This is a genomic window from Pseudomonas sp. Hz4, assembly GCF_054898165.1.
Genome location: NZ_CM142719.1, coordinates 94,829 through 118,248 on the forward strand (window position 1 = coordinate 94,829; position 23,420 = coordinate 118,248).

Sequence of the window (23,420 nt, forward strand, 5' to 3'; positions counted from 1 at the left end):
ACAAATTACGCGCCGGGTACGAAATGCTTCTGCGCCGTGCCGCGGGCAATCAGGCGGGAGATGTAGTCGAGCTTCTGCGCATCCTGGTCGACAAAGCGAAAGGTCAGTTGCAGCCACTCGCTGTCGGGCTTTTGCTCGTGGGCCACGATGGCGTGAAGGTAGCCGTTCAGGCGGGCGGTTTCGGCGTTGTCGCCCTGCTCCAGATCGAGCACCGCGCTGTCGAGTACTTGAGGCAGCGTATCGGTGCGTTTCACCACCAGCAGTGCTTCCTTGAGACTCAAGGCCTTTATTACACATTGCTGAATGCCGTTCGGCAGGCGCAGTTGGCCCTGGCCACGACCGCCAGTGGGTGCTGCAGAGGACGCTGAAGGCTTGATCGGCGGGCTGTTGAGCAGACCGCGAGACGGCGCAGCCGCCGGAGCTGACGCAGCGGCGACAGGTTTGGCGAACGGGTTGACCGGCGCCGCTGCGGGTGCGACCACGGTAGCCTTGCCGCCCGTCAAGGCGCTCAGTGAATCGTTGCCGAACGCCGAGTTCATTTTGGTCGGCGCGCTGTTCATCAAGGTGTCGAGCTTGCCGACCTTGTTCAGAGCGTGCTTGACCTTGGTCAGTAGTTGCTCGTTAGTGAACGGCTTGCTGACGTAGCCGGAAACCCCGGCCTGGATCGCCTGAACCACGTTCTCTTTATCGCCCCGGCTGGTCACCATCACGAACGGCATGGTCTTGAGGTTGTCCTGCTCGCGGCACCAGGTCAGCAGTTCCAGCCCGGACATTTCCGGCATTTCCCAGTCGCACAGCACCAGGTCGAACGCTTCACGCGCCAGAATCGCCTGAGCCTTCTTGCCGTTGACCGCGTCTTCGATCCGGATCCCCGGGAAGTAGTTGCGCAAACACTTCTTCACCAGGTCACGAATGAACGACGCGTCGTCCACGACCAACACACTGACCTTACTCATCCATCACCCCTTTAAAAAATCCCGGCAAGCATACCGCTTTGCTGATGGCACATTGCCAAAAACCTTCAGTCACGCCGGGACTTTTCGTTCGCGGGTGCTGCTTTCGAATTGATAAACCACAAACAAAAACGCCCGACCAGAAGGCCGGGCGCATTTCTCAGGCAATCTTACTTATCGTCAGCTTTACCCGGAACATTAGCGGTTTCGCCACTTGTGCCTTCAACTTCTTCCTTCATGCGCTTGAGACCCAAGTGACGCACGTCGGTGCCACGCACCAGGTAAATCACCAGCTCCGAGATGTTGCGCGCGTGGTCGCCGATCCGTTCCAGCGAACGCAGCACCCAGATAATGCTCAAGACCCGCGAGATAGAGCGCGGGTCTTCCATCATGTAGGTGGCCAGCTCGCGCAGCGCGGTTTTGTATTCGCGGTCGATGATCTTGTCGTACTGCGCCACTGACAACGCCAGGTCGGCGTCGAAGCGGGCAAAAGCGTCCAGCGCATCGCGAACCATGTTGCGCACCTGGTCGCCAATATGACGAACCTCGACGTAACCCCGTGGGGCTTCGCCTTCTTCGCACAACTGGATGGCGCGACGGGCGATTTTGGTCGCTTCATCGCCAATTCGTTCCAGGTCGATCACCGACTTGGAGATGCTGATGATCAGACGCAGGTCCGACGCCGCAGGCTGTCGACGGGCCAGAATGCGCAGGCACTCTTCGTCGATGTTGCGTTCCATCTGGTTGATCTGGTCGTCGATCTCGCGCACCTGCTGAGCCAGGCCGGAGTCGGCCTCGATCAGTGCGGTCACCGCGTCGTTGACCTGCTTTTCCACCAGCCCGCCCATGGCCAGGAGGTGGCTGCGCACTTCCTCCAGTTCAGCGTTGAACTGCGCGGAAATGTGGTGGGTAAGGCCTTCTTTACTAATCATGTTGGCGTCCTTGGAGCGTCCGGTAAGGTGCGGAGGACCGCAGCGTCAGTTCAGTGAGCAACAACAGCTTCCTAGCCGTAGCGACCAGTGATGTAGTCTTCGGTCTGCTTCTTCGCCGGATTGGTGAACAGGGTGTCGGTGTCGCCGAATTCCACCAGTTTGCCCATGTACATGAACGCCGTGTAGTCGGAAACCCGCGCGGCCTGTTGCATGTTGTGGGTCACGATGACGATGGTGAACTTCGATTTCAGTTCGTAGATCAGCTCTTCGACTTTCAGCGTGGAGATCGGGTCGAGTGCCGAGCACGGTTCGTCGAGCAGCAGCACTTCTGGCTCCACGGCGATGGTACGAGCGATCACCAGACGTTGTTGCTGACCACCGGACAGACCGAGTGCCGATTCATGCAGACGGTCTTTGACTTCGTCCCACAGCGCAGCGCCTTTCAACGCCCACTCGACGGCTTCGTCGAGGATGCGCTTCTTGTTGATGCCTTGAATGCGCAGGCCGTAGACCACGTTTTCGTAGATGGTTTTCGGGAACGGATTCGGCTTCTGGAACACCATGCCAACACGACGACGCAGCTCGGCCACGTCTTCGCCCTTACGGTAGATGTTGTTGCCGTAGAGGTTGATCGCGCCTTCGACACGGCAGCCATCCACCAGGTCGTTCATGCGGTTGAACGTACGCAGCAGCGTGGACTTACCGCAGCCGGACGGGCCGATGAAGGCGGTCACGCGCTGTTTCGGGATGTTCAGGCTGACGTCGTACAGCGCTTGTTTGTCGCCGTAGAACAGGTTCAGGCCTGGTACTTCGATCGCGACGGTTTCCTGCTCGAGGCTCAAACTCTGTTTATCGCGGCCCAAGGCCGACATGTTGATGCCGTGGGTATGTGGTTCGTGCTGCATGGGAGGCTCCCTGTGCTAACAAATTCGGTTCAGTGAGCTGCTGGCATTGAAGCCAGCAGCACTTTCAATTTTTGCGGCAGCTATCAGCTGTCCAGCGCTTTGTACTTCTCGCGCAGGTGGTTTCGGATGTATACGGCTGACAGGTTGAGCGTAGCGATCACCAGCACCAGCAGCAGCGCCGTGGCGTACACCAGAGGCCGCGCGGCCTCGACGTTCGGGCTCTGGAAGCCGACGTCATAGATGTGGAAGCCCAAGTGCATGATCTTCTGATCCAGGTGAAGGTACGGGTAGTTGCCATCCAGCGGCAACGACGGCGCCAGCTTCACCACACCTACCAGCATCAGCGGCGCCACTTCACCGGCGGCGCGAGCCACGGCGAGGATCATGCCGGTCATCATCGCCGGGCTGGCCATGGGCAGCACGATCTTCCACAAGGTTTCAGCCTTGGTCGCGCCGAGGGCCAACGAACCTTCACGCACGGTGCGAGGAATCCGCGCCAGGCCTTCTTCGGTGGCCACGATCACCACCGGCACCGCCAGCAACGCCAGGGTCAGGGACGCCCAGAGCAGACCCGGCGTACCGAAGGTCGGTGCCGGCAGCGCTTCAGGGAAGAACAACCGGTCGACCGAACCGCCGAGTACGTAGACGAAGAAGCCCAGACCGAACACGCCGTAGACGATAGCCGGAACGCCCGCCAGGTTGTTCACCGCGATGCGGATCAGACGAGTCATGGTGTTCTGTTTCGCATACTCACGCAGGTAGACCGCCGCCAGCACGCCGAACGGCGTCACGACCATCGCCATGATCAGGGTCATCATCACAGTGCCGAAAATCGCCGGGAAGATCCCGCCTTCGGTGTTCGCTTCACGCGGGTCGTCGCTGAGGAATTCCCACATCTTGCTGAAGTAGAAACCGATCTTGGTGAAGGTGCCCATCGCGTTCGGCTGGTAGGCATGAACCACTTTGCCAATACCGATTTCGATCTCTTTGCCGTTTGCATCGCGGGCCGTCAGGCTGTCGCGATTGAACTGAGCGTGCAGGTCGTTCAGGCGGACTTCGATGTCTTGATAACGAGCGTTGAGCTCGGCGCGCTCGGATTCCATGTCCGCTTGCGCGGCGGCGTCGAGATTTCCGGCCAGTTCCAGTTTTCGACCGTGCAGACGGACGCGTTCAAGACCGGCGTTGATCGCGCCGATGTCGGTTTTTTCCAGGCTCTTGAGCTGCGCGGCAAGATTGTTGACGCGATCGACACGCGCCTGCAACTCAGGCCACGCGGCTTCGCCTTCAGCGATGACCTTGCCATCCTGTTTGACGTTGACCAGATACCCGTAGAAATTGCCCCACTCGCGACGCTCAATGGCCATCAACTCAGGCGGGGTCTTCTGGTTAGTCAGCCACTCGCCGACGATCCAGGTGAAGTCGTTGCCGTTCAAGTCACGGTTGCCGACCTTGATCAGTTCGCGGGTCATGAACTCCGGGCCCTGATCGGGCACCGGCAGGCCAGCGCTTTTCAGGCGCTCGCGCGGCACTTCTTCTTTCTGCACGATCTCGCCGATAACCAGGTGATTAGCCTGGCCCGGCACGTCGTAGCTGGCGTGAATCAAGTCCGCCGGCCAAAAGTGACCCAGACCGCGCACGGCAATCACCGCCAGCAAGCCAATGGTCATGATGACCGCGATGGACACCGCGCCGCCGCTGATCCAGACGCCAGGGGCGCCGCTCTTGAACCATCCGTTCAGGGAGTTCTGTTTCACAGACTTCTACCTTTCTTAAAGCGACGAGTATTTCTTGCGCAGACGCTGACGAATCAGCTCCGCGAGGGTGTTCATGACGAAGGTGAACAACAGCAGCACCAGCGCCGAGAGGAATAGCACGCGGTAGTGGCTGCCGCCGACTTCCGATTCGGGCATTTCCACTGCGACGTTGGCGGCCAGGGTGCGCAGGCCTTCGAACAGGTTCATTTCCATGACCGGGGTGTTACCGGTGGCCATCAGCACGATCATGGTTTCACCGACCGCACGGCCCATGCCGATCATCAACGCCGAGAAGATGCCCGGGCTGGCGGTGAGGATCACCACCCGCGTCATGGTCTGCCACGGCGTGGCACCGAGGGCCAGAGAACCGAGGGTCAATCCGCGAGGCACGCTGAACACGGCGTCTTCGGCGATGGAATAGATGTTCGGGATCACCGCGAAGCCCATGGCCAGACCAACCACCAGAGCGTTGCGCTGGTCGTAGGTGATGCCCAGGTCGTGGGAGATCCACATGCGCATGTCGCCACCGAAGAACCAGGTTTCCATGTACGGGCTCATGTACAGCGACAGCCAGCCCACGAACAGGATCACCGGAATCAGAATCGCGCTTTCCCAGCCGTCCGGCACTTTCAGGCGGATGGACTCAGGCAGGCGGCTGAAGACAAAACCGGCCACCAGAATGCCGATCGGCAGGAGCATCAGCAGGCTGAAGATGCCCGGCAAATGGCCTTCCACATACGGCGCGAGGAACAGGCCGGCGAAGAAACCGAGGATCACCGTCGGCATCGCTTCCATCAACTCGATCACCGGCTTGACCTTGCGGCGCAAGCTCGGGGCCATGAAGTACGCGGTGTAGATTGCAGCGGCGACGGCCAGTGGTGCAGCCAGCAGCATGGCGTAGAACGCGGCCTTCAGGGTGCCGAAGGTCAGTGGCGACAGGCTCAGCTTCGGTTCGAAATCGGTGTTGGCGGCGGTCGATTGCCAGACGTATTTAGGCTCGTCGTAGTTCTCGTACCAGACCTTGCTCCACAACGCGCTCCAGGAAACTTCCGGGTGCGGGTTGTCGAGAAGCAGCGGTTGCAGCTTGCCGCCCTGCTCCACAATGATGCGGTTGGCCCGTGGCGACAGACCGAAAAGGCCTTGGCCATCGACCACCTGATCCACCAGCAAGGTGCGGTGAGCGGTGCTGTGGAACACGCCGAGCTTGCCTGCAGCGTCAAGAGCAACAAAGCCTTTGCGACGTTCTTCGGCGGTGATTTCAAGGATTGGCGTAGTGCCCATCTGGAAGGTGCGGATCTGCTTCAGACGCTGCTCGCCATCCGGGTCGCGGGCCATGAACCACTGGGCCAGACCGCCCTTCGAATCACCCAGGATCAGCGAGATACCGCCGACCAATTGAGTACTGGCGGTAATCTCGGCATCGCCATTTTCGAGCAGCTTGTAACGACCGTTGAGGCTCTTGTCGCGCAGGCTGAACACGTCGGCTTGCGCACGACCGTTGATCACGTACAGCCACTGCTGACGCGGGTCGACGAAGATGTTCTTCACCGGCTCAGTCATCTGCGGCAGATCGATGCGCTTCTGCTCGTTGGTGATTTCGCCGGTCATCATGTTTTCTTCGCTGGTCAGCGACAAGACATTGAGTTGCGCACCGGTGGAGCCGACGAGCATCAGCGTGGTGTCGGAGGCGTTAAGGCTGACATGCTCCAGCGCACCGCCCGCCTCGTTCAGTGCTATCGGGGTTTCGCCGTACGGGTATTCGATGGCTGGCGTGATCGTCTTCTTGCCATCCGGGTAGCTGACTTTATAGGTGTGACGGAACACCAAAGCCTGACCGTTGGAGAAACCCACCGCTACCAGCGGATGGCCGGGCTGGTCTTCGCCGATGGACGTGACGCTGGCACCCGCCGGAACCGGCAGATCGACGCGCTTGAGTTCGGCGCCACTGTCGATGTCGAAGAACAGCGCCTGCCCCTTGTCGGAAACGCGCATGGCGACCTGGTTCTGTTCTTCAAGGGAGATCATCAACGGCTTGCCGGCGTCTTGCATCCAGGCCGGCGTGATGGCGTCCTTGCTCGTCAGGTCGGCACCCTGGAACAGAGGGAAGACGACGTAGCCGAGGAAGAAGAAGATCAGCGTGATCGCGCCGAGAACGGCAAGGCCGCCCACGAGGACGTACCAGCGGGTCAGGCGATCTTTGAGCGCGCGGATGCGGCGCTTGCGTTGCAGCTCAGGCGTATTGAAATCAATTCGCTTGGGAGGATTAGTAGTCATGGTGGAATTGGCCAGATCATTCATGCGCACACCCTAGCGGTCCTGTATGACAGAAAGATGACAATGCAGTGACGCAACAAATCCGCCGCCAGCGAGGGACTGGCAGCGGACCGAAAATTTGGGGGTGTAGGAGCGGGCGTACCCGCTCCCACTGGAGCCCGGAAATCATCCCGGACTCAAGGTTTTACTTTTTTGCTACGTTGCCGCCTTCTTGCAGACCCAGGTCAGCCAGTGCTTTCGCAGCAACCTTGGCCGGCAGTGGGATGTAGCCGTCTTTCACCACAACTTCCTGACCCTGTTTGGACAGGATCAGCTTCACGAACTCGGCTTCCAGCGGGGCCAGAGGCTTGTTCGGGGCTTTGTTGACGTAAACGTAGAGGAAGCGCGACAGCGGGTACTTGCCGTTCAAGGCGTTTTCTTCGGTGTCTTCGACGAACTCGGTGCTGCCTTTCTTGGCCAGAGCTACCGTTTTCACGCTGGCGGTTTTGTAGCCAATGCCCGAGTAACCAACGCCGTTCAGCGAGGAGCTGATCGACTGTACGACCGAAGCCGAACCTGGTTGTTCGTTGACGTTTGGCTTGTAGTCGCCTTTGCACAAGGCTTCTTCTTTGAAGTAGCCATAGGTGCCCGATACCGAGTTACGACCGAACAGTTGAACCGGCTTGTTCGCCAGGTCGCCGGTCACACCCAGGTCACCCCAGGTTTTCACGTCGGTTTTAGCGCCGCACAGACGAGTGGACGAGAAGATCGCGTCGACTTGTTCCATGGTCATGTGCTGGATCGGGTTGTCTTTGTGCACGAACACTGCCAGGGCATCCACGGCAACCGGAATAGCGGTTGGCTTGTAGCCATATTTGGTTTCGAAGGCCTGCAGCTCGTTGTCCTTCATCTTGCGGCTCATCGGGCCCAGGTTAGCGGTGCCTTCAGTCAGCGCAGGTGGCGCGGTCGAGGAACCGGCGGCCTGAATCTGGATGTTTACGTTCGGGTATTCTTTTTTGTAGTTTTCAGCCCATAGAGTCATGAGGTTGGCCAGGGTATCGGAGCCGACGCTGGACAGGTTGCCCGACACACCAGTGGTCTTGGTGTAGCTCGGGATAGCAGGGTCAACAGCGGCAACCGCGTTGGCAGTCGCAACGCCAGCAGCGACAAAAGTCATTGCCGCCATCAAACGCTTCAGTTTCATGCCTTACTCCTAGCAGATAGGTGTGTTAAGTCGGGGCCAAGTATCAGCAGGCCGTGTGAACACTCTATGGCTGAAATATGACAATTAGATGAAAGGCCAGCATCTAGCGGCCCTTCTTCCAGAGATACCCACCCACCAGAATCCCGACTCCACAAATGATCGCCACGTAATAGGCCGGCCCCATCGGGGTTTCCTTGAGCAGCAACGTGACGACCATCGGGGTCAGGCCGCCGAAGATCGCGTAAGCCAGGTTGTAAGAGAACGACAGACCGCTGAAGCGCACCACCGCCGGGAAGGCTTTGACCATCACGTAAGGCACCGCACCGATAGTGCCGACCAGGAAGCCGGTCAAGGCGTACATCGGGAACAGCCAGTCAGGGTGGTTGAACAGGCTGTGATAGAAGGTCCACGAGCTGATCAGCAGCAGCGCACTGCCGAACACGAAGATGCGACCAGCACCCAAGCGGTCAGCCAGTGCACCGGAGGCGACGCAGCCCACGCTCAGAAACACGATCGCCAGGCTGTTGGCCTGCAACGCGGTGGTTGGCGAGAAGTGGTAGACAGTCTGCAGCACGGTCGGGGTCATCAGAATGACCACGATGATGCCGGCGGACAGCAGCCAGGTCAGCAGCATGGAAATCAGGATCGCCCCGCGATGGTCACGCAACACGGCGCGCAGCGGCACTTCTTCAGCCAGGGCCTTGCGCAGTTGCAGCTCGGCAAACACCGGCGTCTCGTGCAACCAGCGGCGCAGGTAAACCGAGAACAAGCCGAACACGCCGCCCAGCAGGAACGGAATCCGCCAGGCGTAATCCGCGACTTCTACCGGGGTGTAAATGCTGTTGATCGCGGTGGCGACCAGCGACCCCAGCAGGATGCCAGCCGTCAGACCGCTGGTCAGGGTGCCGCAGGCGTAGCCGATATGACGCTGCGGTACGTGTTCGGAAACGAATACCCACGCGCCCGGCACTTCACCGCCAATCGCCGCGCCCTGAATCACCCGCATCAGCAGCAACAGGATCGGCGCCCACATGCCGATCTGCGCATAAGTCGGCAGCAAACCCATGATCAGGGTCGGCACCGCCATCATGAAAATACTCAGGGTGAACATCTTCTTGCGTCCCAGCAGGTCGCCGAAGTGCGCCATGACGATGCCGCCCAGTGGTCGCGCCAGGTAGCCGGCGGCAAAGATCCCGAAAGTCTGCATCAAGCGCAGCCACTCGGGCATGTCGGCCGGGAAGAACAGCTTGCCCACCACCGTGGCGAAGAACACGAAAATGATGAAGTCGTAAAACTCCAGCGCGCCGCCCAGGGCAGACAGCGATAAAGTCTTGTAGTCGTTGCGGGTCAGTGGACGTGCGGACTGATTGGGCTGCGCAATGCTCGAGGGCGCGGTGGTCATGGCAAGGCTTCTCTTATAGTCGGATCTGCAACCCCAACAACGCTGGCGGAGGCTTGGGCAGGTCCGGCACGATAGCAAATTGTTCGAAAAAGCACATAGAGGCGCGTAATTGACGGTCTAAATGAGAACCGGACGGTCGTCTCGGAGTCTACCGATCGATATACTCGCAATCCTGCACCTGTTTGTAAGGGGTTGCTGTGCGAAAACGTCGTTGGCACCTGTCAGCCGATTTCGCAGAGTTTCCCTTTAGGCGCCTTACGAAAAACGTGACGAACGTAGTATGTTCGGGGCTGAATCGTTTTTCCAAGACTCCAGTGCGCAAAGTAGCCGAGCGAAGGTCAGGCAAGGCAAAAACAGGCGAGGACACGGAGTTTACTGCTGTAAATGAGCGTCCGAGCCTGTTTTTAACGCAGCATGACCGAGCGCAGGCACTTTGCGCGCGGAGCCGTAAGACGGCTATTCACCCGCTACACCTATGAAGAGTCACGGGTCAGAGGCACCCCCGGCATGATAGAGCTCGAACAAGAAGATCCAATCCCGCAAGGCGACCTTGCCCTGCAAATTACCGCGCTCCCTCGCGAAACCAACGGCTTTGGCGATATTTTCGGCGGCTGGCTGGTAGCGCAAATGGATTTGGCCGGCACCGCAATGGCCAGCAAAGTCGCGGGCGGGCGCGTGGCCACTGTTGCAATCGACCGTATGGCGTTTCTGGTTCCGGTAGCGGTGGGCGCTCAGCTCTCCTTCTATACCCAGGCGCTGGAAATCGGCCGCAGCTCGATTCAGATGATGGTCGAAGTCTGGAGTGACGATCCGCTGTCCAGCGAGTGGCGTAAAGTGACTGAAGCCGTGTTTGTGTTCGTCGCCATCGATGGCAGCGGCCGCACCCGTTCGGTTCCGCCACGAGCTCGTTAAACACTGCGACCTTTCAGCGGTCCATTGCAGTCATTGTTCCTGATCGAGAATTGCCCCATGAGCACGCCCAACGTTGAAGCCGTGAAACTGGATGAACTGAACTGCTGGCGCATCCGCCACGGTCAGGCCGAATTGCTGGTCGCCCAGCAAGGCGCGCACATCCTCAGTTATCAATTAGCCGGGCAACCGCCGCTGATCTGGCTCAACGACGAGGCGGTATTCAAGACCGGCAAGAGCATCCGCGCCGGGGTTCCGGTGTGCTGGCCGTGGTTCGGTAACCTGCCGCGCAACCCGCAAAGTGTTCAAGCGATGCGCGTCAGCAACGAACCGCCGACCGCCCACGGGCTGGTGCGGGCGATGGACTGGGAACTGGGCGGCATTGAAGCCGAAGGCGAAAGTCTGAAGGTGGAATTCCTTTTGCCGTACCCGGAAGGCGGCTTGCCGGGCTGGCCGCATCAGGTGGATTTGAAGCTGAGCATTCGTCTGGATGAGCAACTGCACATCAGCCTGACCAGCCACAACCAAGGCACTGACAACGTCACCATCAGCCAGGCGCTGCACAGCTATTTCGCGGTCAGCGACGTACGCGATGTGCATGTCGAAGGTCTGGATGGCTTGAGTTATATCGAGACGCTGGACGACTGGAAGACCGTCACTCAGACCGGCGATCTGCGTTTTGCCGGCGAGACTGATCGCATCTACCTCAATACCCCGGCGAAGCTGAGCATTGTCGATCCGGCCTGGGAACGGCGCATCGAGCTGACCAGCAGCGGTTCACGCTCGGCGGTGATCTGGAACCCGTGGATTGATCGGGCTGCAGCGTTCAGTGACATGGCGGACGATGGCTGGCAGCGGATGCTGTGCATCGAAACGGCGAATGTGATGGATGATGTGGTGACCTTGGCGCCGGGTGCCAGCCATACCTTGGGCGTCAGCATCGGCAGCGCACCGCTCTAATCAACACCACAAACCCAATGTGGGAGCGAGCTTGCTCGCGATGAGGCCAAAACATTCAACATCAATGTTGACTGTTACACCGCCATCATCGCGAGCAAGCTCGCTCCCACAGTTGATCTTTGCCAGCCTGACTGGCGCGTTACAAATCCGACTCTTCCACTACTCGCACTTTCGCCGCATCCAGCGCATACGCCGCGTCAGCGAGGTCGTTGTTGACCTTCTCGATTTTCAGCGTGCCGGTCACCCACAGCGGCGTGTAGATATCATCCAGCTTCAAGCCTTTCGGATAACGCACCAACACCAGTTGATTAGGCGGTGGTGGCGGCACGTGGATGCAGGCGCCCGGGTACGGCACGAGGAAGAACAGTGTGCTGCGGCCCTTGGCGTCGGACTCCAGCGGCACCGGATAACCACCGATGCGGATATTCTTGTCGTTCATCGACGGCACGGTTTTGGTCGAATACATCACCGCCGGCAAGCCCTTGCTCTGCTTCATGCCACCCTTCTCGGTAAAGGTGCCATCGGCTTCGGCGGAGTTGTGGTCGATTTCGGGCATGGCTTCGAGGGCTTTCTGGTCCGACTTGGGCATCAATTCGAGCCAGTCGGTTTCCGACAGTTCGCCGGCGTGGGCAAAACCCGTACCCAGTAAAAGGAGCGTGAACAGAAGACGGCGCATGGAGGTGCTCGGCAAAGGAGAGGACGGTGCAACGCCGAGCATTCTAGCCCTCCCGGCTTGCGCAGCAGAGAGGACTTTGTCGCTTAAATCAGTTCCTTTTGATCAAGCCGTAGATCACCAGCAAGATCACGGCGCCCACCAGCGCACCCAGGAAGCCTGCGCCTTCGCCGGCCTGATAGAAGCCCAGAGCCTGGCCGCCATAAGTGGCCGCCAGCGAACCGCCGATACCGAGCAGGATGGTCATGATCCAGCCCATGTTGTCATCGCCCGGTTTCAGGAACCGAGCCAGCAGGCCGACGATCAAGCCGATAAAGATGGTTCCAATAATTCCCATGGCATTTCCCTCTGATTAAGTGCTACGTCCAAGCCTAGTCAGACTTTGGCATCCTGCCATGAGAGAACGGCGGCCCTGAATGGTTCCGCCGCTGCCACATAAACCTATTCGGCAATGAGCGCTTCGACCTTGAGGATCTGCTGCTCCAGCGTGGCCTTGTCGGCGCAGCGCAGATTGGCGTGACCGACCTTGCGCCCGACCTTGAACGCCTTGCCATAGTGATGCAGATGGCAATCGGCAATGGCCAGGACTCGCTCGGTCTCCGGCACTTTACCGATGAAGTTGAGCATCGCGCTCTCGCCGACCTTGGCCGTCGAACCCAGCGGCAGACCAGCAATGGCCCGCAGGTGGTTTTCGAACTGGCTGCACTCGGCACCTTCAGTAGTCCAGTGACCCGAGTTGTGCACCCGCGGGGCAATCTCGTTGGCCTTGAGGCCACCGTCGACTTCGAAGAACTCGAATGCCATCACGCCAACGTATTTCAGCTGCTTGAGTACCCGGCTGGAATAGTCTTCAGCCAAGGCTTGCAGCGAGTGATCGGTGCTGGCCACGGACAGCTTGAGGATGCCGCTGTCGTGGGTGTTGTGAACCAGCGGATAAAACCTGGTCTCACCATCGCGAGCGCGCACGGCGATCAACGAGACTTCGCCGGTGAACGGCACGAAGCCTTCCAGCAGGCAGGCCACGCTGCCCAGTTCGGCGAAGGTGCCAGCCACGTCTTCAGGTTTACGCAGGACTTTCTGACCCTTGCCGTCATAACCCAGGGTGCGGGTTTTCAGCACGGCCGGCAGGCCGATGGAGGCCACGGCGGCGTCCAAATCGGCTTGCGATTGAATGTCGGCAAACGCCGGGGTGGGAATCCCCAGGTCCTTGAACATGCTTTTTTCGAACCAGCGATCACGGGCGATGCGCAGGGCTTCGGCGCTCGGGTAGACCGGGACGAATTGCGACAGGAAAGCCACGGTTTCGGCCGGGACGCTCTCGAACTCGAAGGTCACCAGATCGACTTCATCGGCCAGCTGACGCAGGTGATCCTGATCGCCGTAATCGGCCCGCAGGTGCTCGCCCAACGCGGCTGCGCAAGCATCCGGCGCCGGGTCCAGGAAAGCGAAGTTCATGCCCAGCGGAGTGCCCGCCAGCGCCAACATGCGACCCAACTGGCCGCCACCGATTACACCGATCTTCATCGTCAACAACCTCAGGCGATGCGTGGGTCTGGATTTTCCAGAACGCTGTCTGTCTGCTCAGCACGGAAAATCTTCAGCACTTCGTGGAATTGCGGGTGCTTGGCGCCGAGGATGCTCGCCGACAGCAGCGCGGCGTTGATCGCACCGGCCTTGCCGATGGCCAGGGTGGCGACCGGGATGCCCGCGGGCATCTGCACGATAGACAGCAGCGAATCGACGCCCGACAGCATCGACGACTGTACCGGCACGCCCAGTACTGGCAGGTGGGTCTTGGCCGCACACATGCCTGGCAAGTGGGCTGCGCCGCCGGCACCGGCGATGATTACCTCGATGCCACGCGCTTCAGCCTCTTCGGCGTACTGGAAAAGCAGGTCCGGGGTGCGGTGGGCAGAGACCACTTTCACCTCGTAAGGGATGCCGAGCTTTTCCAGCATATCGGCGGTGTGGCTAAGGGTGGACCAATCGGACTTGGAGCCCATGATCACGCCAACCAGTGCACTCATCGTCGTGCCTCTTCTCTCTGGGCGCCCGCAGGCGCGTCAAAAAACAAACAAGCCACGCAAAATGCGTGGCTTGATTGTATGAATTATGGCCGGACGAACCGGCCGAAGGCCGCGCAGTATACCTCAATGAAGCAGATAAACAGCCCCCCATACGACCATCTGTCATACAGCGCAAAGCGCCGGTTTTATTGACTCAAAGGTCAGCGAAAGATCACCACGAATCCCCTTGTGGGAGCGGACTTGCTCGCCACATTGGATCTTCTTCGGCTTCAAGAACCCTGCGCCGCCCCGCCCTCAAGCTTGCGCCACAGTAATCGTACGTTGGCCTTGCGCACCAATGCGCAGCGGTACAAACGAATCTCCAGTGGAACATGCCATTGCGGGCCGCCGCAGACCACCAGCTCACCGCGCGCCAGTTCGGCGCGCACGCTGAGCTGCGGCACCCAGGCGATGCCCAATCCCTCCAGCGCCATGCTTTTAAGGCTGTCGGCCATGGCTGTTTCATAAATGGTAGTGAAGCGCAGCGCACGCTGACGCAGCAGCATGTTCACCGAGCGCCCGAGAAACGCACCGGCGCTGTAAGCCAGCAGCGGCACGCTGGCCTCGCCTTCCAGATCGAACAACGGCTTGCCGTCCGCGTCGGCCGCGCAGACCGGGAGCATCTCGGTGTGGCCGAGGTGCAACGAGGGAAAGATTTCCGGGTCCATCTGCATCGCGGCATCCGGATCGTAGAACGCCAGCATCAGATCGCAACCACCTTCACGCAGGGCATGCACCGCATCACCGACGTTGGTTGCCACCAGGCGCGTTGCGATGTTCAGGCCTTCATTACGCAATTGCGCGATCCAGCGCGGAAAGAACCCCAGCGCCAGAGAGTGAGCGGCGGCGACCTGCATCACCTCGCCCTGCCCGCCTTCCAGGTGATGAAGGTGACGCAACACTTCACCGAGCTGCTCAACCACCGTCCGCGCGGTGACCAGAAACAGCTGCCCCGCCGCCGTCAGCTCGATCGGTGTGCGCGAGCGATTGACCAGTTGCAGCCCCAGTGCAGCTTCAAGGCTGCGGATCCGCCGACTGAATGCCGGCTGCGTCACGAAGCGCCTTTCGGCAGCCTGGGAGAAGCTGCGGGTGGCAGCCAGAGCACTAAAGTCCTCAAGCCATTTACTTTCAAGGTTCATCACGGCCTCCCGGACACGCACCAATTTAGGTCACACGCTCGCCGCAGACACGGCGTCACACGGGCATTATGCCGAATGTGCATAGGCTAGTGTTTAACAGCATTGGCCCAAAATTCTCCACGAGCCTAGCATTTGCAGTGTTCCGGCACAGACCGGGTCCCTATCGAGATGATTTCTATCATGTCTTCCGCTGCATCTTTGCGCATAGAAAAAGACCTGCTTGGCGTACTCGAAGTACCTGCTCAAGCGTATTACGGCATCCAGACCCTGCGAGCGGTGAATAACTTCCGTCTCTCCGGCGTTCCGATTTCGCATTACCCGAAGCTGGTTGTCGGCCTGGCAATGGTCAAGCAGGCCGCCGCTGACGCCAACCGCGAACTGGGTCACCTGAGCGAAGCCAAGCACGCTGCCATCAGCGAAGCTTGTGCACGTTTGATCCGCGGTGATTTCCACGAAGAGTTCGTGGTGGACATGATTCAAGGCGGCGCTGGCACTTCAACCAACATGAATGCCAACGAAGTCATCGCCAACATCGCGCTGGAGGCCATGGGTCACCAGAAGGGCGAATACCAATACCTGCACCCGAACAACGACGTGAACATGGCGCAGTCGACCAACGACGCCTACCCGACCGCGATCCGTCTGGGTCTGCTGCTGGGTCACGATGCGTTGCTGGCCAGTCTCGACAGCCTGATCCAGGCGTTCGCCGCCAAAGGCCAGGAATTCAGCCACGTATTGAAGATGGGTCGTACCCAGCTGCAAGACGCCGTGCCGATGACCCTGGGTCAAGAATTCCGCGCTTTCGCCACCACGCTGGGCGAAGACCTGGCGCGCCTGAGAACGCTGGCACCTGAACTGCTGACCGAAGTGAACCTGGGCGGCACCGCGATTGGCACCGGCATCAACGCCGACCCGCGCTACCAACTCCTGGCCGTTCAGCGTCTGGCTCTGATCAGCGGTCAACCGCTGGTTCCAGCCGCCGACCTGATCGAAGCCACCTCCGACATGGGCGCCTTCGTACTGTTCTCCGGCATGCTCAAGCGCACCGCGGTCAAGCTGTCGAAGATCTGCAACGACCTGCGCCTGCTGTCCAGCGGCCCACGCACCGGCATCAACGAAATCAACCTGCCGGCGCGTCAGCCAGGCAGCTCGATCATGCCCGGCAAAGTCAACCCGGTCATCCCGGAAGCGGTTAACCAGGTGGCGTTCCAGATCATCGGTAACGACCTGGCCCTGACCATCGCGGCCGAAGGTGGCCAGTTGCAACTGAACGTGATGGAGCCGCTGATCGCGTTCAAGATCTTCGACTCGATCCGCCTGCTGCAACGCGCCATGGACATGCTGCGCGAGCACTGCATCGTCGGCATCACCGCCAACGAAGAGCGCTGCCGCGAACTGGTCGAACACTCGATCGGCCTGGTCACTGCGCTGAACCCGTACATCGGTTATGAAAACGCCACCCGCATCGCCCGTATCGCGCTGGAAAGCGGCCGCGGCGTGCTGGAACTGGTGCGTGAAGAAGGCTTGCTCGACGACGAAATGCTCGCCGACATCCTGCGCCCGGAAAACATGATTGCTCCGCGTCTGGTGCCTCTGAAGGCTTAACCGAACGCAACGCCGGCGCTTGGTCTTTTAACGAAGAGCACGAAGCGCCACGCTCACCAGGTCGAGGGACTAGACACCTCTCACCTTTTGAGGGCTTGGGGATTTATTCCCCAAGCCCTTTTTTTTAACTCTTTGGCAGGAAAAGACTTCTGTGGAAATGGGGCTCTCGCCCTCCCACACGAGCCTGACTTCAAAAAAATCAGGTGTTTCAAAGGCTTCGTTTCGTCGCTTGCACCACAACCGTGCAGACGGACGGCACGCTCATAGGTATAGTGCCGCCCCTCTTCGCGTGAGCGGTCGTCGGTAACGAGGCCCAAACCCATGCGAAACCCGAACTAATAACAAACCCGCGATTTGGAACCGGGACGAACCTTCGCCTCACCTGTTGTGCCACGCGCAAGCCGGTGTAACGCGATGTTTCTGCCCCTCCAGCATTTGCCTACACAAAAAAACAGCGAGGAATAATCCATGCTCGAAGTCATTAACGACTTCCTCTCAGGGAAAGTACTGATCGTGCTCATTGTCGGGCTCGGTAGCTACTTCACGATCCGCTCGCGTTTCGTTCAATTGCGCCACTTTTTCCACATGTTCGCGGTGTTCCGCGACAGCCTCAAAAGCAGCGCCGGTCAACTCAGTTCGTTCCAGGCATTGATGCTCAGCCTCGCCGGTCGTGTCGGTGCGGGCAACATCGCCGGTGTCGGTATCGCCGTGACCCTGGGTGGTCCGGGCGCGGTGTTCTGGATGTGGGTGACCGCGTTGGTCGGCATGTCCAGCAGCTTCTTCGAATGCTCCCTCGGCCAGCTCTACAAGCGCTGCGACTCCGACGGCACGTACCGTGGCGGTCCGTCCTATTACATCCAGCACGGCCTGCAGAAACGCTGGCTGGGCATGATCATGGCGTTCCTGCTGCTGATCACCTTCGGCTTCGCCTTCAACGGCCTGCAGTCCCACGCTGTGACCCACTCGCTGAAAAACGCTTTCGACCTCGACCCCACTTACACCGGCCTGGCCCTGGCGGTGTTGCTGGGTCTGGTGTTCATCGGTGGTATCAAGCGGATCGCCAAGGTCGCTGACCTGTTGGTACCGGTAAAAACCTTGGTGTACATCGGCGTGACCCTCTACGTGATCGTGCTGCAGTTCGATCACGTTCCAGCGATGCTGATGACCATCGTCAAAAGCGCCTTCGGTCTCGACCAGGCCTTTGGCGGCCTGATCGGCAGCGCCATCGTCATGGGCGTGAAGCGCGGCGTGTTCGCCAACGAAGCCGGCCTGGGCAGTGCGCCGAACGTGGCCGCCGTGGCGTCGGTCGAGCACCCGGTGGCACAAGGCGTGGTTCAGGCGTTCAGCGTATTCCTTGACACCTTTGTGATCTGTACCTGTACCGCGTTGCTGATCCTGCTCTCGGGCTTCTACACACCAGGCTTCGAAGGCGACGGCATTGCCCTGACCCAGAACTCGCTGGCCGCCGTCGTCGGTGACTGGGGCCGGAGTTTCATTTCCGTGGCCCTGTCGTTGTTCGTGTTCACCTCGATTCTCTACAACTACTACCTGGGCGAGAACAACCTGCGGTTCCTGATCGGTGAAAACCGCAAGGCGCTGATCGGCTACCGCGCACTGGTCCTGGTGTTGATCTTCTGGGGGGCAATCGAAAACCTGGGTACGGTGTTCGCCTTCGCTGACATCACCATGACCCTGCTGGCGTTCGTGAACCTGATCGCGCTGCTCCTGCTGTTCAAAGTCGGCATGCGCATCCTGCGTGACTACGATGACCAGCGCGCAGCCGGCATCAAGACGCCCGTGTTCGATTCGAGCAAATTCCCGGACCTGGACCTGGACTTGAAAGCCTGGCCTGCCAATCCGCCCGCCGTCGCCCCTAAGACCGAAGCTGAGCCGCAAGGCGTACCCGCAGCGCAACGCTGATCGGTTAAAGTGCCGTATCCCATGTGGGAGCGAGCTTGCTCGCGATAGCGTCTTCACAGTCAACAGATGTTGAATGTTATGGCCCCATCGCGAGCAAGCTCGCTCCCACAGGAACTCATCGTTTCGGAGAATTCCATGAACCCTTCGACCTATCCTGCCGCCCAGCACGTCATGGTGCTCTACACCGGTGGCACCATCGGTATGCAAGCCAGCGCTCACGGCCTGGCCCCGGCGTCCGGTTTCGAAGCGCGGATGCGCGAATATCTGCACAGCCAGCCTGACCTTGTCGTGCCGCAGTGGCGCTTTCGCGAGATGTCGCCGCTGATCGACAGCGCCAACATGAGCCCGGCTTACTGGCGGCAACTGCGGGAAGCGGTGGTCGACGCCGTTGATGTGCAGGGCTGCGACAGCGTGCTGATCTTGCACGGCACGGACACCCTCGCCTACAGCGCTGCAGCCATGAGCTTTCAGTTGCTCGGCCTGCAGGCCCGCGTGGTGTTCACCGGTTCCATGCTACCGGCGGGTGTAGCCGACAGCGATGCCTGGGAAAACCTCGGCGGCGCGCTGGTCGCCCTCGGCCAAGGTTTGGCGCCAGGCGTGCATTTGTACTTCCACGGCGAGCTGCTGGACCCGACTCGTTGCGCGAAGGTTCGCAGTTTCGGTCGTCATCCGTTCAAGCGACTGGAGCGTCAGGGCGGCGGCGTGAAAGCGACTTCGCTACCCGCGCCACTGAACTACAACCAGAACAAGCAACTGGCGAAAATCGCTGTGCTGCCGTTGTTTCCCGGCATTGGCGCCGAGCAACTTGATGGCGTGCTGAACAGCGGCATTCAGGGGCTGGTTCTGGAGTGCTACGGCAGCGGTACCGGGCCGAGCGATAACCCCGAGTTTCTCGCCAGCCTGGAACGGGCACGGGACAAGGGTGTTGTGGTTGTGGCAGTTACGCAGTGCCATGAAGGCGGCGTTGAGCTGGATGTTTACGAGGCCGGTAGCCGGTTGCGCGGTGCAGGCGTGCTTTCGGGCGGCGGTATGACCCGTGAAGCGGCGTTCGGCAAGTTGCATGGCTTGCTGGGTGCCGGGCTCGACAGCGCTGAAGTGCGGCGCCTTGTAGAACTGGACCTCTGCGGCGAACTCAGCTGACCCAACACCAATCCCTGTGGGAGCGAGCCTGCTCGCGAGCGGTATGTCAGACACATTAATGTTGGATGTGCCGACCTCTTCGCGAGCAGGCTCGCTCCCACTGGATCTTCACTGGGCACACAACTTGCTCCTTTTCCAGCCACCCCAAGGCTGGAACACCCCATGCTCCACTCCCACCTCACCACCCTCAACGCCGTCTCTCTGGTGCTCAACGCCTTCAAGGCCGAGGGTCTGCCCAGCGAAGCACTGCTCGCGGGAAGCGGCATCAGCGCGGCGGATCTGAGCCGGGCGGACACGCGCATCACCACGAACCAGGAGATGCAGGTCTGCGCCAATGCCGTCGCCCTCAAACGCGATATCGGCCTGGAACTTGGCCGGCGGATGCACGTTTCGTCCTACGGTATGCTCGGTTATGCGCTGCTCACCAGTGCCACCTTCGGTGACGCTTTACGTCTGGCGATACGCTATCCGGCGCTGTTAGGAACACTTTTCGAACTGAGCCTTGAAGCCGACGGCGAGCGTATCTGGTTTGTCGCCGCTGATTACCGGGAGAATCCGGCGCTGGCGGTATTCAATGCCGAGTTCTGTCTGGTGTCGTTGAAAGTCACCTGCGACGACCTGTTCGGTCACCCGCTGCCGCTGCTGGCGGCTCGTTTCGAACATGCCGCCCCCGACTACGAGGCGACCTACGCCGAACACTTCAATTGCCCGCTGCACTTCGGCGCGCAGAACAACGCCTTTGCCTTCGACAAACGCTGGCTCGACCAACCGTTGCCATTGGCCGACGTCATTACCCACCAGGCAATGACTGAACGCTGTCGTAAACAGAACACCGAGTTCACTGGCCGCCAGGCCTGGCTGGGGCGGATTCGCCAACTGCTCAGTACGCAATTGAATGCAGCGCCGGGCCTTGAAGGATTGGCGCAGCAGATGAATTGTTCGGCGCGAACCCTGCGCCGGCACCTCAAGGACCTGGGTTGCAGCTATCAGGAATTGCTCGACGAATTGCGCTTCGAACAGGCCAAGCAAATGCTCTGTGAAGACCAGATGCCGATCTACCGGATCGCCGAAGCGCTGGGCTTCAGCGAAACCGCGAGTTTCCGCCATGCGTTCGTCCGTTGGAGTGGTGTGGCGCCGAGCCAGTTCCGCCCCTGACTGATCGTTCCCACGCTCTGCGTGGGAATGCAGCCAGTGACGCTCTGCGTCACTGGGACGCAGAGCGTCCCAAGAGGCATTCCCACGCAGAGCATGGGAACGATCGGCTTGGGTACGCCCTACGCCGGGGCACCGTCGCGCCGATAAGGGGCGAATTTCGGTCAGATCTTTTGGCCATTTCAATCCCCTTTTGGCCTTTCCTGCCGTTCTCCGAAACACCTCCTGCCGCAAGACTGTGTTCAACCGAATCAGCCTGCGGAGAACAAGAAATGCTGACGATCTACTCGGACGATCACCACCTGCACCACGGCCGTTGTGAATTGATAGACGGGCAACTCAAGCCCTGTTTCGAAATGCCCTCGCGCGCCGACCATGTGCTGCAACGCGTGCAATACCGCGACCTTGGCCCGGTCGAAGCACCCCAGGATTTCGGCCTTGACCCGATTGCGCGCATCCACAGCCGCGACTACCTCGACTTCTTCAAAGGCGCCTGGGCACGCTGGACCGAATTCAATACCGACGGCGATTTGCTGCCCTACACCTGGCCGGCCCGCACGCTGCGCCGAATCATGCCCACCAGCCTGCACGGCCAGCTCGGCTATTACAGCTTCGACGGCGGCGCACCGATTACCGCCGGCACCTGGCAAGCGGCGTACAGCGCGGCGCAAGTCGCGTTGACGGCTCAAGCCGTCATTCAACGCGGCGCCCGCAGTGCCTTCGCTTTGTGCCGTCCACCGGGACACCACGCCGCCAGCGATTTGATGGGCGGTTATTGCTACCTCAACAACGCCGCCATCGCCGCTCAGGCCTTCCTCGACCAAGGCCACAAGAAGGTCGCGATCCTCGACGTCGACTACCACCACGGCAACGGTACCCAATCGATTTTCTATGAGCGCAGCGACGTGCTGTTCACCTCGATCCACGGTCACCCGGAAGCCGAGTTCCCCTTCTTCCTCGGTTATGACGATGAGCTCGGCGAGGGGGCCGGCGAAGGTTTCAACTTCAACTACCCTTTGCCGGCTGGCAGCGGCTGGGACAGTTGGAGCGCCGCGCTGGAACACGCCTGCAAAGAGATCGAAAAATACGGCGCCGATATCGTTGTCGTCTCCCTGGGTGTCGATACGTTCAAGGACGATCCCATCTCCCAATTCAAGCTCGACAGCCCGGACTACCTGGCAATGGGCGCGCGCATCGCGGGCCTCGGCAAGCCGACGCTGTTCGTGATGGAAGGCGGCTACGCGGTTGAAGAAATCGGCATCAATGCCGTGAACGTTCTCGAAGGTTTTGAAAGCGCCCAATGAGGAATTAGAACAATGAATCGACTCAAGCGTTTTATCGCGCCAGCGCTCTTCCCCACAGTGCTGTGCGCCACCGTGCTCAGTGGAGCTGCACACGCTGAAGAGCGAACGTTGCGCGTCTACAACTGGTTCGACTACATCACCCCCAAAGCCCTGGAAGACTTCAAGACCCAGAACACCCAGACCAAACTGGTCTACGACATCTTCGACACTAACGAAGCGCTGGAGGCCAAGTTGCTGACCGGCAATTCCGGCTATGACGTGGTCGTGCCGTCCAACGTGTTCCTCGCCAAGCAGATCGAAGCCGGCGTGTTCCAGCCGCTTGATCGCAGCAAACTGCCGAACTGGAACCACCTTGATCCCAAGCTGATGAAGCTGATCGAAGCCAACGATCCGGGCAATAAATTTGCCGTGCCGTACATGTACGGGACCATCCTGATTGGCTTCAACCCGGACAAGATCAAGGCGGCATTGGGTGACAACGCACCGGTGGACAGCTGGGACCTGATCTTCAAGGAGGAGAACATCAGCAAGCTCAAGCAGTGCGGCGTGGCCCTGCTCGACTCGCCTTCGGAGATTCTGCCACTGGCTCTGCACCACCTCGGCCTGGACCCCAACAGCGCTAAGCCTGCGGACTACGAAAAGGCTGAAGCGCTGTTGATGAAGATTCGTCCGTACGTCACCTACTTCCATTCTTCGAAGTACATGGCCGACATCGCCAACGGTGACATCTGCGTCGCTGTCGGTTACTCCGGCAGCTTCTCTCAGGCCGCCAACCGCGCCAAGGAAGCCAAGAACGGCGTGATCGTCGACATGCGCCTGCCCAAAGAAGGCGCGCCGATCTGGTTCGACATGCTCGCGATCCCGAAAGGCGCGAAAAATCCGCAAGACGCCTACACCTTCATCAACTACTTGCTGCAGCCGCAGGTGATCGCGCCGGTCAGCGACTTCGTCGGCTACCCGAACCCGAACAAGGACGCCACGGAAATGGTCGACCCGGCGATCCGCAACAACCCGAATCTGTACCCGACCGAAACAGCGATGAGCACGCTTTACACCCTGCAACCCCTGCCTCGCGATGCTGAACGTGCGCGGACCCGGGCCTGGACCAAGATCAAGTCCGGAACCTGACCCGCTGCCTAAAGCCAAGAC

General features: G+C 60.0%; 20 protein-coding genes. 8 read left to right on the top strand and 12 right to left on the bottom strand.

The window, feature by feature from the left end; genetic code table 11:
- Positions 1-5: 5 nt before the first annotated feature.
- From ACYZTR_RS00440 to ACYZTR_RS00470, 7 genes are all read right to left on the bottom strand, one after another.
- The gene (locus ACYZTR_RS00440) at positions 6-956 is read right to left on the bottom strand and encodes a response regulator (RefSeq protein ID WP_461975535.1); all 951 of its coding nucleotides are present in this window, start codon (positions 954-956) and stop codon (positions 6-8) included.
- Between the two features lie 167 nt (positions 957-1,123).
- Positions 1,124-1,885, bottom strand: a complete 762-nt coding sequence (gene phoU / locus ACYZTR_RS00445) for a phosphate signaling complex protein PhoU (protein ID WP_008150055.1) — start codon at positions 1,883-1,885, stop codon at positions 1,124-1,126.
- 71 nt (positions 1,886-1,956) lie between these two features.
- On the bottom strand, positions 1,957-2,790 hold the full coding sequence (gene pstB / locus ACYZTR_RS00450) for a phosphate ABC transporter ATP-binding protein PstB (protein ID WP_461975537.1): 834 nt from the start codon (positions 2,788-2,790) through the stop codon (positions 1,957-1,959).
- Positions 2,791-2,873: 83 nt separating this feature from the next.
- Entirely contained in the window at positions 2,874-4,544 is a 1,671-nt protein-coding gene (pstA, locus tag ACYZTR_RS00455) for a phosphate ABC transporter permease PstA (RefSeq protein WP_461975539.1), read from the bottom strand.
- Between the two features lie 15 nt (positions 4,545-4,559).
- On the bottom strand, positions 4,560-6,593 hold the full coding sequence (locus tag ACYZTR_RS00460) for an ABC transporter permease subunit (protein WP_461979909.1): 2,034 nt from the start codon (positions 6,591-6,593) through the stop codon (positions 4,560-4,562).
- A gap of 409 nt (positions 6,594-7,002) precedes the next feature.
- A complete protein-coding gene (locus ACYZTR_RS00465; RefSeq protein ID WP_403099892.1) occupies positions 7,003-8,001 on the bottom strand; it encodes a phosphate ABC transporter substrate-binding protein PstS in 999 nt (332 codons plus the stop codon).
- 103 nt (positions 8,002-8,104) lie between these two features.
- The gene (locus ACYZTR_RS00470) at positions 8,105-9,403 is read right to left on the bottom strand and encodes an MFS transporter (RefSeq protein WP_461975541.1); all 1,299 of its coding nucleotides are present in this window, start codon (positions 9,401-9,403) and stop codon (positions 8,105-8,107) included.
- A gap of 507 nt (positions 9,404-9,910) precedes the next feature.
- Here ACYZTR_RS00470 and ACYZTR_RS00475 point away from each other — a divergent pair.
- On the top strand, positions 9,911-10,315 hold the full coding sequence (locus ACYZTR_RS00475) for an acyl-CoA thioesterase (protein ID WP_007896491.1): 405 nt from the start codon (positions 9,911-9,913) through the stop codon (positions 10,313-10,315).
- Positions 10,316-10,372: 57 nt separating this feature from the next.
- Entirely contained in the window at positions 10,373-11,272 is a 900-nt protein-coding gene (locus ACYZTR_RS00480) for a D-hexose-6-phosphate mutarotase (RefSeq protein WP_461975543.1), read from the top strand.
- Positions 11,273-11,411: 139 nt separating this feature from the next.
- Here the strand turns inward: ACYZTR_RS00480 and ACYZTR_RS00485 are convergent, their stop codons facing one another.
- The 5 genes from ACYZTR_RS00485 to ACYZTR_RS00505 all read right to left on the bottom strand — a co-directional run bounded on the left by ACYZTR_RS00485 (position 11,412) and on the right by ACYZTR_RS00505 (position 15,150).
- Entirely contained in the window at positions 11,412-11,948 is a 537-nt protein-coding gene (locus tag ACYZTR_RS00485; protein ID WP_461975545.1) for a DUF3299 domain-containing protein, read from the bottom strand.
- 88 nt (positions 11,949-12,036) lie between these two features.
- Complete coding sequence (locus tag ACYZTR_RS00490) at positions 12,037-12,282, bottom strand: GlsB/YeaQ/YmgE family stress response membrane protein (protein ID WP_347804088.1); 246 nt, start codon at positions 12,280-12,282, stop codon at positions 12,037-12,039.
- A gap of 104 nt (positions 12,283-12,386) precedes the next feature.
- The gene (locus ACYZTR_RS00495; protein ID WP_461975547.1) at positions 12,387-13,469 is read right to left on the bottom strand and encodes a 5-(carboxyamino)imidazole ribonucleotide synthase; all 1,083 of its coding nucleotides are present in this window, start codon (positions 13,467-13,469) and stop codon (positions 12,387-12,389) included.
- A gap of 11 nt (positions 13,470-13,480) precedes the next feature.
- The gene (gene purE / locus ACYZTR_RS00500) at positions 13,481-13,972 is read right to left on the bottom strand and encodes a 5-(carboxyamino)imidazole ribonucleotide mutase (protein ID WP_449644526.1); all 492 of its coding nucleotides are present in this window, start codon (positions 13,970-13,972) and stop codon (positions 13,481-13,483) included.
- A 269-nt stretch (positions 13,973-14,241) separates the two neighbouring features.
- On the bottom strand, positions 14,242-15,150 hold the full coding sequence (locus ACYZTR_RS00505; RefSeq protein ID WP_461975549.1) for a LysR substrate-binding domain-containing protein: 909 nt from the start codon (positions 15,148-15,150) through the stop codon (positions 14,242-14,244).
- 180 nt (positions 15,151-15,330) lie between these two features.
- Here ACYZTR_RS00505 and aspA point away from each other — a divergent pair, with 180 nt between their 5' ends.
- The 6 genes from aspA (at position 15,331) to ACYZTR_RS00535 (ending at position 23,399) form a co-directional block, all read left to right on the top strand.
- Positions 15,331-16,755 carry an aspartate ammonia-lyase gene (aspA, locus tag ACYZTR_RS00510; RefSeq protein WP_461975551.1) on the top strand — a complete coding sequence of 475 codons (1,425 nt, stop codon included), beginning with the start codon at positions 15,331-15,333 and terminating at the stop codon, positions 16,753-16,755.
- A gap of 468 nt (positions 16,756-17,223) precedes the next feature.
- Positions 17,224-18,675 carry an alanine/glycine:cation symporter family protein gene (locus ACYZTR_RS00515; protein ID WP_461975553.1) on the top strand — a complete coding sequence of 484 codons (1,452 nt, stop codon included), beginning with the start codon at positions 17,224-17,226 and terminating at the stop codon, positions 18,673-18,675.
- Positions 18,676-18,810: 135 nt separating this feature from the next.
- Positions 18,811-19,815: an asparaginase gene (locus ACYZTR_RS00520; RefSeq protein WP_461975555.1), complete on the top strand. Its 1,005-nt coding sequence runs from the start codon at positions 18,811-18,813 to the stop codon at positions 19,813-19,815.
- A gap of 162 nt (positions 19,816-19,977) precedes the next feature.
- The gene (locus ACYZTR_RS00525) at positions 19,978-20,970 is read left to right on the top strand and encodes an AraC family transcriptional regulator (RefSeq protein ID WP_461975557.1); all 993 of its coding nucleotides are present in this window, start codon (positions 19,978-19,980) and stop codon (positions 20,968-20,970) included.
- A 269-nt stretch (positions 20,971-21,239) separates the two neighbouring features.
- Complete coding sequence (locus ACYZTR_RS00530) at positions 21,240-22,271, top strand: histone deacetylase family protein (RefSeq protein WP_461975559.1); 1,032 nt, start codon at positions 21,240-21,242, stop codon at positions 22,269-22,271.
- Between the two features lie 12 nt (positions 22,272-22,283).
- Entirely contained in the window at positions 22,284-23,399 is a 1,116-nt protein-coding gene (locus ACYZTR_RS00535; protein WP_461975561.1) for a polyamine ABC transporter substrate-binding protein, read from the top strand.
- Positions 23,400-23,420: the final 21 nt, after the last annotated feature.

Excerpts from the sequence above, each read along its gene's own strand:
- ACYZTR_RS00535 (WP_461975561.1), top strand. The coding sequence starts at position 22,284 with ATGAATCGACTCAAGCGTTTTATCGCGCCAGCGCTCTTCCCCACAGTG.
- ACYZTR_RS00515 (WP_461975553.1), top strand. The coding sequence starts at position 17,224 with ATGCTCGAAGTCATTAACGACTTCCTCTCAGGGAAAGTACTGATCGTG.
- ACYZTR_RS00530 (WP_461975559.1), top strand. The coding sequence starts at position 21,240 with ATGCTGACGATCTACTCGGACGATCACCACCTGCACCACGGCCGTTGT.
- ACYZTR_RS00525 (WP_461975557.1), top strand. The coding sequence starts at position 19,978 with ATGCTCCACTCCCACCTCACCACCCTCAACGCCGTCTCTCTGGTGCTC.
- ACYZTR_RS00505 (WP_461975549.1), bottom strand. The coding sequence starts at position 15,150 with ATGAACCTTGAAAGTAAATGGCTTGAGGACTTTAGTGCTCTGGCTGCC.
- ACYZTR_RS00440 (WP_461975535.1), bottom strand. The coding sequence starts at position 956 with ATGAGTAAGGTCAGTGTGTTGGTCGTGGACGACGCGTCGTTCATTCGT.
- ACYZTR_RS00470 (WP_461975541.1), bottom strand. The coding sequence starts at position 9,403 with ATGACCACCGCGCCCTCGAGCATTGCGCAGCCCAATCAGTCCGCACGT.
- ACYZTR_RS00495 (WP_461975547.1), bottom strand. The coding sequence starts at position 13,469 with ATGAAGATCGGTGTAATCGGTGGCGGCCAGTTGGGTCGCATGTTGGCG.
- ACYZTR_RS00490 (WP_347804088.1), bottom strand. The coding sequence starts at position 12,282 with ATGGGAATTATTGGAACCATCTTTATCGGCTTGATCGTCGGCCTGCTG.
- ACYZTR_RS00520 (WP_461975555.1), top strand. The coding sequence starts at position 18,811 with ATGAACCCTTCGACCTATCCTGCCGCCCAGCACGTCATGGTGCTCTAC.
- pstB (WP_461975537.1), bottom strand. The coding sequence starts at position 2,790 with ATGCAGCACGAACCACATACCCACGGCATCAACATGTCGGCCTTGGGC.
- ACYZTR_RS00460 (WP_461979909.1), bottom strand. The coding sequence starts at position 6,593 with ATGCAAGACGCCGGCAAGCCGTTGATGATCTCCCTTGAAGAACAGAAC.
- ACYZTR_RS00475 (WP_007896491.1), top strand. The coding sequence starts at position 9,911 with ATGATAGAGCTCGAACAAGAAGATCCAATCCCGCAAGGCGACCTTGCC.
- ACYZTR_RS00485 (WP_461975545.1), bottom strand. The coding sequence starts at position 11,948 with ATGCGCCGTCTTCTGTTCACGCTCCTTTTACTGGGTACGGGTTTTGCC.
- purE (WP_449644526.1), bottom strand. The coding sequence starts at position 13,972 with ATGAGTGCACTGGTTGGCGTGATCATGGGCTCCAAGTCCGATTGGTCC.
- ACYZTR_RS00465 (WP_403099892.1), bottom strand. The coding sequence starts at position 8,001 with ATGAAACTGAAGCGTTTGATGGCGGCAATGACTTTTGTCGCTGCTGGC.
- aspA (WP_461975551.1), top strand. The coding sequence starts at position 15,331 with ATGTCTTCCGCTGCATCTTTGCGCATAGAAAAAGACCTGCTTGGCGTA.
- ACYZTR_RS00480 (WP_461975543.1), top strand. The coding sequence starts at position 10,373 with ATGAGCACGCCCAACGTTGAAGCCGTGAAACTGGATGAACTGAACTGC.
- phoU (WP_008150055.1), bottom strand. The coding sequence starts at position 1,885 with ATGATTAGTAAAGAAGGCCTTACCCACCACATTTCCGCGCAGTTCAAC.